Source organism: Bradyrhizobium tunisiense (genome assembly GCF_042263385.1).
GTDB classification, from domain to species: Bacteria; Pseudomonadota; Alphaproteobacteria; order Rhizobiales; family Xanthobacteraceae; genus Bradyrhizobium; species Bradyrhizobium tunisiense.
The window spans coordinates 590957-604386 of record NZ_JBHLEV010000001.1 but is presented as its reverse complement, the minus strand read 5'-3'; the positions used below and the strand labels follow the sequence as shown (position 1 = coordinate 604386).

16 protein-coding genes are annotated in these 13430 nt (G+C 60.6%); 12 read left to right on the top strand and 4 right to left on the bottom strand.

Going from position 1 to position 13430, the window contains the following annotated elements:
• Positions 1 to 23 precede the first annotated feature (23 nt).
• On the top strand, positions 24 to 203 hold the full coding sequence (locus ACFDR6_RS02775) for a hypothetical protein (protein WP_375857286.1): 180 nt from the start codon (positions 24 to 26) through the stop codon (positions 201 to 203).
• A 628-nt stretch (positions 204 to 831) separates the two neighbouring features.
• On the opposite strand, the gene ACFDR6_RS02770 is transcribed toward ACFDR6_RS02775, so the two are convergent.
• A complete protein-coding gene (locus ACFDR6_RS02770) occupies positions 832 to 1536 on the bottom strand; it encodes a recombinase family protein (protein ID WP_375857905.1) in 705 nt (234 codons plus the stop codon).
• 169 nt (positions 1537 to 1705) lie between these two features.
• Here ACFDR6_RS02770 and ACFDR6_RS02765 point away from each other — a divergent pair, with 169 nt between their 5' ends.
• The 3 genes from ACFDR6_RS02765 to ACFDR6_RS02755 are packed head-to-tail and all read left to right on the top strand — an operon-like array spanning position 1706 to position 4168.
• Positions 1706 to 2524: a hypothetical protein gene (locus tag ACFDR6_RS02765; protein ID WP_375857285.1), complete on the top strand. Its 819-nt coding sequence runs from the start codon at positions 1706 to 1708 to the stop codon at positions 2522 to 2524.
• The gene (locus tag ACFDR6_RS02760) at positions 2517 to 3656 is read left to right on the top strand and encodes a hypothetical protein (protein WP_375857284.1); all 1140 of its coding nucleotides are present in this window, start codon (positions 2517 to 2519) and stop codon (positions 3654 to 3656) included. The genes ACFDR6_RS02765 and ACFDR6_RS02760 overlap by 8 nt, the downstream gene beginning before the upstream one ends.
• Positions 3656 to 4168 carry a hypothetical protein gene (locus tag ACFDR6_RS02755; protein WP_375857283.1) on the top strand — a complete coding sequence of 171 codons (513 nt, stop codon included), beginning with the start codon at positions 3656 to 3658 and terminating at the stop codon, positions 4166 to 4168. Before ACFDR6_RS02760 ends, ACFDR6_RS02755 begins: the two co-directional genes overlap by 1 nt.
• Positions 4169 to 4176: 8 nt before the next feature.
• On the opposite strand, the gene ACFDR6_RS02750 is transcribed toward ACFDR6_RS02755, so the two are convergent.
• Positions 4177 to 5544: a DUF6538 domain-containing protein gene (locus tag ACFDR6_RS02750; protein ID WP_375857282.1), complete on the bottom strand. Its 1368-nt coding sequence runs from the start codon at positions 5542 to 5544 to the stop codon at positions 4177 to 4179.
• A 336-nt stretch (positions 5545 to 5880) separates the two neighbouring features.
• On the opposite strand from ACFDR6_RS02750, the gene ACFDR6_RS02745 reads away from it, so the two are divergent.
• Complete coding sequence (locus ACFDR6_RS02745; RefSeq protein WP_375857281.1) at positions 5881 to 6234, top strand: cupin domain-containing protein; 354 nt, start codon at positions 5881 to 5883, stop codon at positions 6232 to 6234.
• 8 nt (positions 6235 to 6242) lie between these two features.
• Positions 6243 to 6593 (top strand): helix-turn-helix domain-containing protein, encoded by a 351-nt coding sequence (locus ACFDR6_RS02740; protein WP_375857280.1) that lies wholly within the window; start codon positions 6243 to 6245, stop codon positions 6591 to 6593.
• Here the strand turns inward: ACFDR6_RS02740 and ribB are convergent.
• Positions 6552 to 7628 carry a 3,4-dihydroxy-2-butanone-4-phosphate synthase gene (gene ribB / locus ACFDR6_RS02735; protein WP_375857279.1) on the bottom strand — a complete coding sequence of 359 codons (1077 nt, stop codon included), beginning with the start codon at positions 7626 to 7628 and terminating at the stop codon, positions 6552 to 6554. The genes ACFDR6_RS02740 and ribB overlap by 42 nt on opposite strands.
• 142 nt (positions 7629 to 7770) lie before the next feature.
• Positions 7771 to 8328 (bottom strand): Lrp/AsnC family transcriptional regulator, encoded by a 558-nt coding sequence (locus tag ACFDR6_RS02730; RefSeq protein WP_375857278.1) that lies wholly within the window; start codon positions 8326 to 8328, stop codon positions 7771 to 7773.
• Between the two features lie 699 nt (positions 8329 to 9027).
• On the opposite strand from ACFDR6_RS02730, the gene ACFDR6_RS02725 reads away from it, so the two are divergent.
• The 6 genes from ACFDR6_RS02725 to ACFDR6_RS02700 all read left to right on the top strand — a co-directional run bounded on the left by ACFDR6_RS02725 (position 9028) and on the right by ACFDR6_RS02700 (position 13420).
• Positions 9028 to 9372: a VOC family protein gene (locus ACFDR6_RS02725; protein ID WP_375857277.1), complete on the top strand. Its 345-nt coding sequence runs from the start codon at positions 9028 to 9030 to the stop codon at positions 9370 to 9372.
• 90 nt (positions 9373 to 9462) lie between these two features.
• Positions 9463 to 9987, top strand: coding sequence for a flavin reductase family protein (locus ACFDR6_RS02720; RefSeq protein WP_375857276.1), 525 nt, complete (start codon positions 9463 to 9465; stop codon positions 9985 to 9987).
• Between the two features lie 114 nt (positions 9988 to 10101).
• Positions 10102 to 10971 (top strand): branched-chain amino acid ABC transporter permease, encoded by an 870-nt coding sequence (locus tag ACFDR6_RS02715; protein ID WP_375857275.1) that lies wholly within the window; start codon positions 10102 to 10104, stop codon positions 10969 to 10971.
• The gene (locus ACFDR6_RS02710) at positions 10955 to 11986 is read left to right on the top strand and encodes a branched-chain amino acid ABC transporter permease (protein ID WP_375857274.1); all 1032 of its coding nucleotides are present in this window, start codon (positions 10955 to 10957) and stop codon (positions 11984 to 11986) included. Before ACFDR6_RS02715 ends, ACFDR6_RS02710 begins: the two co-directional genes overlap by 17 nt.
• Entirely contained in the window at positions 11983 to 12708 is a 726-nt protein-coding gene (locus ACFDR6_RS02705) for an ABC transporter ATP-binding protein (protein WP_375857273.1), read from the top strand. The genes ACFDR6_RS02710 and ACFDR6_RS02705 overlap by 4 nt, the downstream gene beginning before the upstream one ends.
• The gene (locus tag ACFDR6_RS02700; RefSeq protein ID WP_354056973.1) at positions 12701 to 13420 is read left to right on the top strand and encodes an ABC transporter ATP-binding protein; all 720 of its coding nucleotides are present in this window, start codon (positions 12701 to 12703) and stop codon (positions 13418 to 13420) included. The genes ACFDR6_RS02705 and ACFDR6_RS02700 overlap by 8 nt, the downstream gene beginning before the upstream one ends.
• Positions 13421 to 13430: the final 10 nt, after the last annotated feature.

The window sequence follows — 13430 nt, the reverse complement described above, 5'->3', positions numbered from 1 at the left end:
GCAAGGCGATCTAGGAGGGGCAGATGAGCATCCGCCTGAACGTCCACTTCGCCGCTTCCATCTTTGCCGTCTATGCCTATCTCTATTCGCGTGACGGCGAGCCCCAACGCGGACGCAACAACAGCGTGCCCTGCCTCGTGGTAAGCCGCGCCGCGCCGGTCTCTGTCTCGTTTCGACTGTTGAGGCTGCATGTCATTCCTTAGCTGTTTGGTGCAGGAGGACCCTTCGCCCATCTGTGCAGATCAGGAGGATCCATGCTTCTTCACACGACGATTTGGTCAAACAACAACGGCGTCTTTAAGCCCCGATTTTGAAGTTATCTCCGTAAACATCTTGCCAATTCGGGCGATGCCGGAGGACCCTAACGTCCCTTGAGCCCCGCGCCAGCGAGAGAAGGCGAGGAGCGGCAAGCAGCGCTTCAGAGCGCAAGAGGTTTCATACGCCCGTAAGTGCCATCCCAAAATCAGGCCAGCGCTTCCCGACAATGGGTCACTCACGCCACCAGGGCGCAACACCGAACACCAAAATCACTTTTGTGTCAGTGAAGTCTTCAGGCACAGGCGAAATGCGAACGAACGTGAATGACCGAAGCGGGTCAATGGTCACGCTGCATCCTGGCCACAAAGCATGTGCAGCGGCCTCTATCCGAGCAAGCTCAGCACCGTCGGGTTCAGATAGCCTTAATTCCAGCACTGCACTCAGCCAACGTAGAGGGCCGCACCAAGCCCTGCCAAGCTCCCAAGGATCATGCAGCGGTCTTGTACCAGGGCAGAGACAATGACGGCGGCTATGGCAATCTGTATCAGCATGCGGTGCGTTCCTCGACGAGACTTAGGCAGCTTTGGGAAGGCGGCTGAGCAGCCGCGCAACGGCGGTAGGGTGCCACTCGCCGCCACGAGGCGCGGTGATGCCTTGGCGGTTGAGTTCTTCAGTGACGGCGCGAACGCTCGTGATGCCTGAGCGTCTGATGGTCTCAAGGATACCTTGAAGGTCCATAGCGCGCTGTGTTGCCTTCTCTTTGATCCTGGCAACCGCTTCAGCGTTGCCGGTCTGTTTCCCACGGAGAGCACGAGCCCCGTTGGGGTTTCCGAGCTTCACTCCGCGCGCCTTCGCAGCGGCAAGCGCCTTTTTAGTGCGCTCTCCGATCAAGCCAGCCTCAAGTTCTGCTACTGACGCCATCTGTGTGAGCAGGAACTTGCCCATGGGGCCGGGAGGAACACTCGGAAGGTCACAGAACACAAGGTCCACGTCGCTCGCCACGAGGGAACGCAAGAGGTCCACATTGCGTGTGAGGCGGTCGAGCTTGGCGAAGACCATCTTCGCGCCGATGGCCTTGGCGTGCGAGAGTGCTGCTGCGAGCTTGGGCCTGTCAGACTTCCGGCCGCTCTCCGTCTCGACGTACTCAGCCACCAAGGTCCACCGACCGCCGTTGAGGTAGCTCGTGACGGCTTCGCGTTGCGCCTCGATACCAAGGCCGCTTCGACCCTGCTTGTCGGTCGATACCCGCAGGTAGGAGATGAATTTTCCCTGTGCCACCGCCAAAAGCCCTCATACACGTCTTGATGTAACGGACGTTAGATCAATTCGTGTACGGCGGCAAGCATTTTCGTGCAACGGTGGAGAAGTGACGAGCATAGCTCCCTCCGCTTGCACTCCGGACAGTTCCTGAGCATCTTCCTTCGCGACTGAAGTTGAGGAAGTCGCCGTGGCAGCGAAGAAACCGAAGCCGATTGCTCTCGAACAGGTTGCGCAGGCGGGATGCGGCGATCTGCTTGAGGTCGCCCTGTTCGCTCCTCAGGGCGCGAACGAGCACGACTTTCATCTCGGAGCAGACGTTCGATTTGGGACGATGATTGTGTCTTCGGAAGACTGGTCCAAGTCCGTGGAAATAGGGCTGGCGAGGGCCACGCTTAGCTTAGACCTGACGGGCTGTGAGATTGATCCCTCTGCGCACCGTTTCGGGGATAAGAAACCGGCTTCGACGAAGACGCATATCCAACGCACCACGGCTGCTACGAAAACACTACGGGCGGGGGGCAGTGTTTCGCTTGGTGCCCAAGTGAAGGGCGGCGCAATCGGCCTGGGGAAGAATGAGGCGACCGTAAGCGCCGGGGCGTCTAAGGACAGCAAGGTCTCAGCTACAGAAACTCAAGTAGCGGACACGCGAGAAGAGCCGGTAGTCGCCATTTCGGGGAATAGGTGGCGCTTCTCCGCAGTCGCGGAAGCCTACATGCAGTCGCGATATTCAGGCGACGAAGCCCTCTGCAAGCTGCGCGTCAATGCGCCCTCAATCAGGGTTGAGGGACGGCTTTCCTTCCAGCCTAAAGATATTGTGATGATAGACGTTGAGGCGCAGCCAGCGTTTCTTGACCGATTTAAGAAGTCTCCGAACCAAGCAGCCATCGCGAAAGTGCTGCTCGCTAAGCATCTGAAAGAGATCAATCTGCTGGAGGACAAAAGCGGATCGGCTTCGATTGCGGGTTGGTCATCGACATTGCGAGGTGACATCAAGAACGATGAGTAACGCGCTGGATGCTCTGTTTACGCTGCTTGAGACTGAAGAGGAAGATTTTGCCGCGTTAGTCGAGCGCTTCGGCATCGATCCAGCTGTTGACCTCCAAAATTGCGACCTCACCAACGTCGATTTTGGCCATCTCACAGCCGATATCCTGAACTTGACCGGCTCCAGCATCGGAGGTGCAAACCTCTCTAATGTCAGATGCAGGCAAATTCTCGGGGCCGGAGATTTGCTCAAAGTGCCTCACCACGGCCCATCACCTGAAGCCAGTGTGGCACGTGTCACAAGTCCGATGCTTGATGCTGTTGCGATGACGGTGTCCAAGTATCAAAACGCTGATTGGATAGTTGACGCCGTTATCCGAGGCTTCGACGACAGCACGGCACCGATGTTGGCGTTCTATGACAGTTCGGCAGAGCAAGATATTCTCACGAAGCGATTGTGCTCGGTTTTTAATGACCTCTCTGGTCCTCTCTCGGTCGGCCCTGATCGTGCCAAGTTCGTCTGGTTCTATTCAAAGGCATACAAGTATCGCCACGAACTTGTCGCTTCTTCTCTTGAGAAAAATTTCTTCGACCTACTAAGGACTGACAAGACATCCGATGACATCGGTGTGTATCCCTATCTGTCAAATCGCGCTGCCGCAGACCGCATCAGGGGGAGCTTGAGAGAGCCGTACGACAGGATGAGGGCCGATTTTGCCCGAAGCCTTGGCCAAGAGGTGCGGGGCGGCGAACGGGGAGCCGTCGTACTTTTCTCGGGATACCCTCCAATATCGAAGCGCCTCTATCAGGAAATACGTGGCGCAACCAATCAGCGGCTTAAATTGATATTCCTATGTTCATCAAGATTAGAGGACGACTACAAGGCTCGGTCAGCGGAGTGGAGGCGGTTGGTTGTGCCGGGCTACGCTATTGGCCAGCCTCAAGCGAGCGATAAAGACATTAGGCGCATTCAGAAGCGGGTCGAGATGGCCTCGCGCGGAACGGTTTTGTTCGGGACAGAATTTTCGCGCGGACTTGAGCGTCACATTGGCAAGCCGCTAGATGGGCTCAAGAGAGAAGTCATGGATCGTCTCACTCTGGTCGGGAGCGAACTGCCAATGGCTAAGCTCAACATCGACGAAATAGTATTGTGATGGAGGACTTCGAGCACGTACCGTTCGTTACCGAGGTCATGACCGCTCGCTACCCGAAGCTCTCAGAGCCGGATATGGAAGGTGAGTACGCTGACGGCAAGTACAAGACCGAAGCGACTGCTGACGAGGGGTATGCGGGACGATTGCAAGAGGAAATTCAGGCCGTCCTCGACCGGCACTTCGCTGGCAAGAAGAACGTGCATGCTCCGTGGAAGGAGACGAAGGAAGGTGCTATCGCCTTCAACTTCAAGTCCCCCAAAAAACAACCGCTGCTTACCGATGCTAAAGGCGCACCGCTCAAGGTTGGCATCATCATCCGTAGCGGCTCGCTCATCCGCATCAGCGGCGTCATTGCCGTGTGGGAGAAGGGTGTGAAACGTGGTGTCTCGCTGTGGCCGGATGCCGTGCGAGTGATCAAGTTGGTGGGGCGCTTCGATGCTACCGCTGCATTCGGTCCGCCTGAAGAAGGCTTCGACGGGACCGACTACGCTCCATGGCGTGACCACCCCTGAGTGCAGATTTAGACGCGGTCCGAGCCAGTAGGCGAAGCCAACGCCGTCATCACTTCAGGTCCATAATCCACCCTGTCGATGATCTTGCGGAGGTCCAAGCGCTGGCCGGTCGAGTAGACCCCGTAGGTGATATCTTCGCCCCGGTCGTGACCAATGATAAGCTTCACTGTGCTCTCAGGGACCTCCAAGCCCTCCATCAAGTCCACAAAAGTCTTCCGAAGCGCGTGGAAGTCCTCGAAGCGCGCGCTAACACCAACGTCCTGCTGCTTGCGGAAGCGCCCATAGGCTTTGCTGACGTTCCAAGAGCGCTTGTCGTCGGGACCTCCTGGCACTAAGCCCGCAAACAGGTATTCATCACCGCCCTTCATGCGCCGCTTTACGATTGGCTCAGCGAGCTTGTGGAGGGGAACTTCGCGTGCAGCGGCATCCGTCTTGCCTTCGTTGATGACGAACCAATAGCCATCGGCGCGCTTGTGAACGTCGGCCTTCTTGAGGGAGCAAAGCTCATCGAGCCGGGCTCCATGCAGCAGGGCGAGGCGTGTGAGGTCTGCGAGCACGTTAGCATAGCGGGGGGTGCCATACCGGCCTTTGAGGAGCTTCAATAGCTTCTCGTTGCTAAGGCCCTTCCGCGTAGCCGCCTTGCCCTTGCGGGACTTCTTGCTGACGCCGTGTTCACGCCATGGATTGTCGCGGTTGTTCGGGTCGGTGAGCCCGCTGCTCATCAGCCATCGCCAGAAGGTGGATAGCGTCGAAAGATGCCTCTGGATGGTCTTGGGCGCTAGTTTCTCGTCTCTGAGCCGTTGAACGTATACGCCCGCCTTGCGCCGGTCGGTGGCTTGGATGGACGTGTACTCGCCTGCCCAAGCGAGATAGCGCTTAATCGCGGCCTCGTGCTGCGCCTTAGTTTGCTCTGTGCCCTCGCAGATGGTCAGCCACGTTGGGAAATGGTCACGGATGAGCGTTGCTTTGCCAGTTGCGAGACTACGGAATAGCCGCTCTGCTTCAGGCCCTTGAGCCTCCAACAGCGCTTCAGCCTCTTGGTTCACCACGTCGAGCAGTTCGCTGGCGGCAAGGCTCTCCTGATCGCCGTGTGCAAGGTACTCGTTGTCGGAGGATGCGAACGCTTCACGGAAGGCGATGGCCGCTCCAATCGCTGCGGCGAGCGGGTCAGCTTGCCCCTTCTCAAACATCTTGATGCGGCGCTTAAATTCCGCGACGTGGCTGTGCTTGAGCCGATTGGCCTCCGTAAGGCTTTCAGTGCCCAGAGACTTGATGAAGCGGGGCTTCCCGTTCGCCGCGTGTCGAAGGGACTTTGGTATCTCCACGACGACACGCCACGTGTTGCCCTTCTTCTGTAGAAACTTGGTATCTGCCATCAAACCATACCCGAAAACCACACCTTGCTATCCGGCTAAAGCCTGACAAACAAGGGATTATTGGTCTTCAGGCGCTTCTGGTGGAGGTTCCCACTCTCTCCACCATATGCCCCTGGAACCAAAGGATCGCCGGCGTTCTTTTTTGCCTCGGGGCGCCAAATAACACGTCGCAAAAGCTTCCGCGACCTCGGCCGGGGGGCCGATTGGGATCGACTGCCGGTTCACACCCATCGCAAGGGACAGCTAGTCCTCGCCCGGCGCGGCGGTGTGACGTGCGAAGTGCCGAGCGGGCTGCGGGTGGTCCCGCCGCGCCGCGGCGTCTGGATTCCCGGCGGCATGCCCCACAGCAATCGCGTCAGCGGCAACTCCAGCCTGCTGTTTCTCTATGTGGTCATGGATGCGGCGAGCGTGCCGCAGAAATGCTGCACGCTGTCGATCTCACCGCTGTTGCGCGAGCTGATCCATCGCATGGCGACGCTGCCCCCGCTCTACGATCCCGACGGCCCGCCCGCGCAGATCGCCGCGGTGCTCCTCAACGAGTTGATCGCCATGCCGACCGAACGGCTGCGTCTTCCGATCACGCGGAGTTCGAAACTGCGTATGATCGCCGATACCTTGATGGACAATCCGGCCGATCGCCGGACCGTGGCAGAGTGGGCGCAAGCCGTCGCGCTCGGCGAGCGGACTTGATGAGCATTGTGCTCGCCGAGACCGGCATGACCTTCAGTCGCTGGCTTCAGCAGCTTCAGATCATCGTCGCCATCCAGAAATTGTCTGCTGGCGACACGGTTCAGTCCGTGTCCGGGGCGCTCGGCTACGAGTCGGTGAGCGCGTTCATCACCATGTTCAAGAAGGCGCTTGGCAAGTCGCCGGCGCGCTACTTCTCCGAGCGCGAGGCCGGCCAGACTGGGCCGGGGGAAATCTGTCGTGAGACGAACTGCAAGCTTCGCCGGATGCCCGAGATGCGGGACGCGCTCAATGGACTTTCGCAACGCAGATGGCTGGAGTTAGAGCGCTTCGTTTCGGACGATCTCGATGCCGAAGCCTGACAGTCCCTTGAAGTGATGCGTCGACGACGTGAGGTGACGGATGGAGCTGATCTTGAGATCTCGCAGGATCTGGGCGCCGACGCCGATTTCGCGCCATTGCCGATTGCGGTCGTCTTCGCGCGAACCGATCGGGCCTAGCGGCGCAGGCGGAACGCCCGCCGCGCCGTCGCGCAGATAGACGAGCACGCCGCCGCCATCATCCTTGAAGCGTTGCAGAATGACGTTCATCTTGGCCTGTTCCTGACCCGAGAACAAATCGCGCAGGATGTTGGGTTTGTAGAAGCGCGTGAGGACGTTGGTGCCGTCGCCCAGTTCTCCGTAGATATAGGCGACGTGATGAATGGGGTCGAACGGCGAGCGATACGAATAGCCCTGGAGCGGGCCGATCGGGCTCTCCGCCGTGACGCTCGAGACGCGCTCGATCAGCGTCTCGCGGGCCTGCCGGAAGCTGATGAGGTCAGCGATGGTGATCTGTTTCAGCTTGTGCTTGTCGGCGAACGCCGCGACTTGCGGACCCTTCATCACTGAGCCATCGTCGTTCATCAGTTCGCTGATGACACCGACCGGCTCGAGACCTGCCAGTCTGCACAGGTCGACGGCGGCCTCGGTGTGACCCGAGCGCATGAGTACGCCCCCCTCCTTTGCAATCAGAGGGAAGACGTGTCCCGGCCGGCAAAAATCGCCGGCGCCAGCGTTGGGGTTTGCGAGTGCACGGCAGCACGAGGCCCGCTCTTCGGCCGAGATGCCCGTTCCGTTATCCGGCCGGTAGTCCACAGATACGGTGAACGCCGTGGTTTGAGCCGAGTCGTTGTTGAGAACCATCGGGTCAAGCCGCAGGCGTCTCGCGCCTTCGAGGGTAATCGGAGCGCAGACGATTCCCGATGTATGGCGGATGATGAAGGCCATCTTCCCAGCCGTACACCGCGAGGCGGCGACGACGAGGTCGCCTTCGCCCTCGCGATCGTCGTCGTCGGTGACCACGACGATTTCGCCGTCGGCGAACGCCTGCAGGGCCGCTTCGATCGATGCCGTCATCTCGGTCGCTCTGCTGGCTGGAGCCGACGTGTGCTCGCGTTGGGTCGTGTGCGGATTGTCAGGCTCGGAGCGCCGCTCGAGCACTCTGCCGATCTTGACTTCACCACTATTGCTAACTGGCCGGAGCCCATGGCGGGGCACCTCATAGTCTTTCCACGCTGTAGCTGGGACAATTGGTGTCGAGCCCGATCGGCGCGTCGGACAGCAAAGGACCAGCTGTGTCGTATCGGGGTCTTGGGGAGCGCTCCAGAGGGCGCGAGGGGTTGGCGCAAGCCTTGACGGTGACCGGCCGATTGGCGTCGATCGGCAGCACGGTCTTGTGCGAAATGCGCTTGAGGGCCAGATTTGATCGAATGCTGCTGACGCCGGGAATGCGGGATAGTTTGTTGACAATCAGGTCTTCGAGATCTTCGATGTCGGCCGCCATGACGCGGAGCATGTAGTCGCTCTCACCGGTCATCAGATAGCATTCCATTACCTGGGCCAGCCGGTCGATGGATCGGGTGAAATTCTCGAGGGACGTCTGGACCTGCTTTTCCAGCTTGATCTGGATGAAAGCCGTTACACCAATGCCGAGCACGGCGGGATCGAGAAGGGCGATCCGTCGATAGATCACGCCGAGTTTCTCGAGTGTTCTGACGCGAGCCAGACACGGCGACGGCGAGAGATTGACGCGTGATGCGAGCTCGACATTGGTCAAGCTCGCATTCTGCTGGAGCTCGTTGAGGATCTTGATATCTATTCTGTCGAGAGAGGTTGTCGACATCGCGTGTCTCCCAAATCTGGCAGTCTTCTTGCGGCGCTTATCACCATCGTTTGCGGGGCGATGACAATCGCGTGGTAAACGCTAACCGCAATTGCGCTTGTGGAATTTCGACAAATCGCCGACTTGTATCGAAAAACCGTCAACCTTCGAATTGTGCATTGCGATCAGAGTGTTAGTTGCCTAATTTCGATACATTTTTTGCACATGCGATATGCAGGCCGATGTTGATCCGACGGATCGATCACGAGGTAACGGCCGGCGCTTCATCGAGGGGCTCCCCTGGCACTTGACGGGATGTGCAGCAGAGCTTCGGTGTCGAGCGCCGCAACTCTGCGGCCCTGTTTCGTACGACCGCCTTTCGCTGCGTGTGGCCGTGGTCCCACGTCGCTGACCACACCGCCGGCGTTGCGCGAGACAAGTGGTTCGGCAGGAACGACAGCCCACCCTCGACGACCAGAAAATGGCAAAGATCGGCCGGACGCAGAGCTGGATCAAGCGACCCGACAAGTCGCTGCAGCATAAAATGCTGATGAAGCTTCTGCGACACGCGTTGTTCAAGCAGTAATGCTGAGAGGCTCGAGCGACTATTCATCCACGATCGCACTGGGGCGGCGGACGGTTGGATTGTCGAGCGTGAAACTGAAGCAAGTCTATCTGACAGCGAACGATCCTGGACGCCTGGCCGAGTTCTACGAAGGCTTGGGTCTGAAGGTGCGCTTCGCTGATCCCGGCAAGTGGATCCAGTTCGTGAGCGATGCGGTTGCGTTCTGCGTCGTCGACCCGACGGAGTCCGCGTCGGAACAACTCAAGGATGCCGTTCTCGTCTTCGATGTCGACAGCCTCGAGGCCGCCATGGAGCGTGCCGCAGCCTTGGGTGCGCAAGTCGGCGCGGTTCGGGACATGGCCAGTCACGGCCGCGCGGTGAAGGTGCGGGATCCGGGCGGCAACGTCATCCAGTTCTATCAAGCAGCCGGATAGCCCAAACGTTCGCCGGGGCAGCGCTGCATGCCCGGACTCACAACCAGACAAATAGGGCGCATCCATCCCATGAATCCAAGAGTCGTAGCCATGTCGTCCGCAACACCGCCGCTGTCCGAACCGGGCCCACTCGATGCCGCAGCATTCCGCGCTGCGATGCGCAACGTGCCGGGCACCGTGTCGATCGTCACGACAGGTCGGGCGCCGAACCGCCATGGTCTGACACTGACGGCGGGCTGCTCGCTGTCGGCGGCTCCGCCCAGCGTGCTGGTTTGCGTCAATCGATCTGCCGGTGCGCACGACACCATTCTCAGCAGTGGGTCGTTCTGCTGGAATATTCTGGGGGTCGAGCATCGCGATCTGGCGCTCAAGTTTTCCGGGCAGGACGGCAGCAAGGGCGATATCCGCTTCGGCGACGGTGTGTGGTGCGATCTCAAAACCGGAGCACCAAGTCTGGTCGGCGCGGTCGGCAGCTTCGATTGCCGCGTGGTGAATGCTTACAGCGACGCTAGTCACACCATCTTCACCGGAGAGGTGGTGGCTCAGACGACGAGAGCCGGATGTGAGTCGCTCATCTACATCGACGGATGTTTCGCCGCGCCAAAGGCGGTCTGAAACACAGGACGACGTCCGACACCGCTACGTTTTCCGCTACAACCAAGATGGACCGATCAGCATGCAAGGAAGACGAAGACTTTCCATCGCACATCCATCAGCGGTCGGTCGCTGATGCTGTCACTCTGGCTCAATGTAATCGCCGGCGGGGTGCTCATCGGGCTGGTTTACGGGCTCGTCGCGCTCGGTCTCACGATCATCTTCGGCGTCATGCGCGTGGTCAATTTCGCTCATGGCGAGATGGTCGTGTTCGGGATCTACATCGGATACTGGACCGTTCGAATCTGGGACGTCCCGATCGTTTTAGCCGCCGCGATCGCCGCGTTCGTCATGTTCGTGTTCGGCTATCTGCTGGAGACGCTCGTCGTGAAGCGGTTCGTCAATCGGCCGCATCACTATCAGTTCATCGTCTTCATCGGCCTCTCACTGCTTTTCAGCGGCGTATTGCTGATGTCATTCGGTCCGGATCCGCGGCCGACGGCGTCTCAGCTGTCCTTCCAGACCGTGAGCGTGGGACCGCTCACCTTGGATTGGGCCCGCATCCAGGCGGCCGCTACGGCCGGACTGCTGATCGCCGCACTGGGAGCCTATCTGAAGTACTCCGCATTCGGCCGATCGCTGCGGGGCGCCGCCAATAATCGACTGGGCGGACTGGTGGTCGGGCTGAATATCCCTCGGGTCTATGCGGTGACCTTCGGCATCGGAACCGCCTGCGCTGGCGTCGCTGGCGCATTGATCTCGCCGCTGTTCGATGCGCAGCCCTATCTCGCCGTCGACTTCACGCTGCTGGCCTTCGTGACGGTGATCGTCGGCGGTCTCGGCAGCTTCGGCGGCGCTCTTCTGGGCGGCCTGACGATCGGGGTCGCCGAAGCGATCGCGGCCTTGATGTTCACGCCGTCGATGAAAACAGCACTCCCTTACGCGCTCCTGATCATCATCCTGATTTTCCGTCCGAGGGGGTTTTTTGGTGCAAAGGACATCTGATCAAGCCAGCGACACCAAGCGTTGGGGCGCCGGCGCTCTGGTCTTCGCCGCCCTGGCCGTGGTGGGTGGCATGTCCAACGCCTACGTCATCTCGCTTCTGACGATCGTCCTGTTGTTCACCTTCATGGGACAATCGTGGAACCTGATGCTCGGGATCGGCGGGCAGCTCTCCATCGGTCACGCGCTGTTCGTTGGAATCGGTGCGTATGCGGTGGCGATCCTGAACATCAAATACGGCGTCACCCCGTGGATCGGTCTGCTGCTGGGCGCGGTGATTGCGGGCTTCGTCGGCGCGGTGCTGGCGTGGCTGAGCTTCCGCTTCGAGGTCCGTGGCATCTATTTCGCGCTGCTCACGATCGCAGCCGCCGAATTCGCCCGGATCATGTTCGGCGGGTGGGACTATGTCGGCGGCATGCAGGGCCTGTTCTATCAGGCGCCGAGCGGCGCGATGGACCTCGGGATGCTGCGCGGTGACGCGCGGTTCTACTACTTCGTCGCGCTCGCGCTTGCGGCCATCGGCGTCGCGGGAACGGAGCTGATCTCGCGGTCCTATTGGGGCTATGTCTGGCGGGCGATGCGGGATGACGACGAGGCCGCCCGCGCGCTGGGGGTGCGGACGTTTCGCCACAAGGTGCTGGTGGTCTCGATATCGGCCGCGACGGCCGCGATCGGCGGCGGCGTGCTGGGCCTGGTGCAGGGCGCGATCTTTCCGGATTCGATCATGGGCATGGCGATCTCGGTCGACGTACTGATCGGCCCCGTGGTCGGCGGATTAGGCACTGCGTTCGGCCCGCTGGTCGGCTCGATGGCCGCGATCCCGCTGCATCACGCCATGGGAGCTCTCGGCGACAGCCTGGGGCTCCCCGGACTGAACAGCGTCGCCTACGGGGCGGTGCTGATCCTGGTCGTGTGGTTTCTGCCCGACGGTATCTGGCCGGCGATCGTCCGGCTCTACGGGGCGATCCAGCTGCCGGCGCGCGGCCGGATCCCACAACTGCGGAAGGTCGAGGAATGACCGCGCTGCTCGAAGTGAAGAACCTGACCAGAGCGTTCGTTGGATTGGTCGCGGTCAATGACGTCAGCTTCTCACTGCAGGCAGGGCGCATCACCGCCCTGATCGGGCCGAACGGCGCCGGCAAGACCACCTGCTTCAATCTCGTCGCCGGGGCGCTGAGACCGACTGCCGGGCAGGTGCTGTTCGAGGGGCGTTCGCTCGAGCGCGAGCCGCCCGAAGCGGTGTGCCGCATGGGCATTGCGCGCACCTTCCAGATCGTCCGGCCGATGAAAGATATGTCGGTGCTCGAGAATGCCATGGTGGGCGCCTTCAGCTGGACGACGAACGTCAAGGAGGCGCGGGACAAGGCCTATGAGTCGCTCGAAAATGTCGGGCTCGCCGGCAAGGCGAATGCCCGGACGGATCAGTTGACGTTGCCCGATCGCAAGATGCTGGAGATGGCGAAGGCGCTCTCGACCCGCCCCAAGCTGCTGCTGCTCGACGAAGTGATGGCGGGGCTGCGTCCGACCGAAGCGGCCGGCGTCGTCGGCGTGCTGCACAGGCTCGCCGAGGGCGGACTGACGATCCTGCTGGTCGAGCACGTGATGCGGATCGTGATGGAGGTGGCGTCGACCGTGGTGGTGCTTCACCACGGCGCCAAGATCGCCGAGGGCAAGCCGTCGGAGGTGGTGGCGGATCCTGCGGTGCTGGAAAGTTATCTGGGAGCCGGGTTCCGTGCCTGACGACGCGCTTCTCGCCATCGACGACCTGTGCGTGGCCTATGACGGATCCAATGCGCTGAACGGCGTGTCGCTCCGCATCGGCAAGGGTGAACTGATCTGCGTGGTCGGCGCCAACGGCGCCGGCAAGACCTCTCTGATCCGATCAATCGCAGGGATCGTGCCGTCGTCGCGCGGTTCCGTCAGGATCAACGGAGTCGAAATCTCGCGGCGACCGCCGTGGGACATCTGCGAAATGGGCATCGCTCAGGTCGCCGAGGGCCGCCAGATCTTCGGTGCGCTCTCTGTCGAGGACAATCTGCTGATCGGAGGCTCGCTGAAGCGGGCCAGGCACGACCGGGCAAACACGCTTGATTCCGTCTATCAGCTGTTCGGGCGGCTTCGCGAGCGCCGCGACCAGCTCGCCGGCACGTTGTCCGGCGGCGAGCAACAGATGCTGGCGATCGGTCGGGCGATCATGTCGAAGCCAGAACTCGTGATGTTCGACGAGCCGTCGATCGGGCTGTCGCCGGCGCTGACCGACGTGATGTTCGGCGTCGTCAAATCCCTCAACGAGCAGGGCATCACGGTCCTTCTCGTGGAGCAGAATGTCGCCAAGTCGCTCGCGCTGAGCAGCCGCGGCTATGTGCTCGAGAACGGCTCCGTGGTGTTGCACGGATCGAGCCGTGATCTGCTCGAGAACCCCGATGTCCAGCGCGCCTATCTGGGATTGTGAGGCGCGCCGT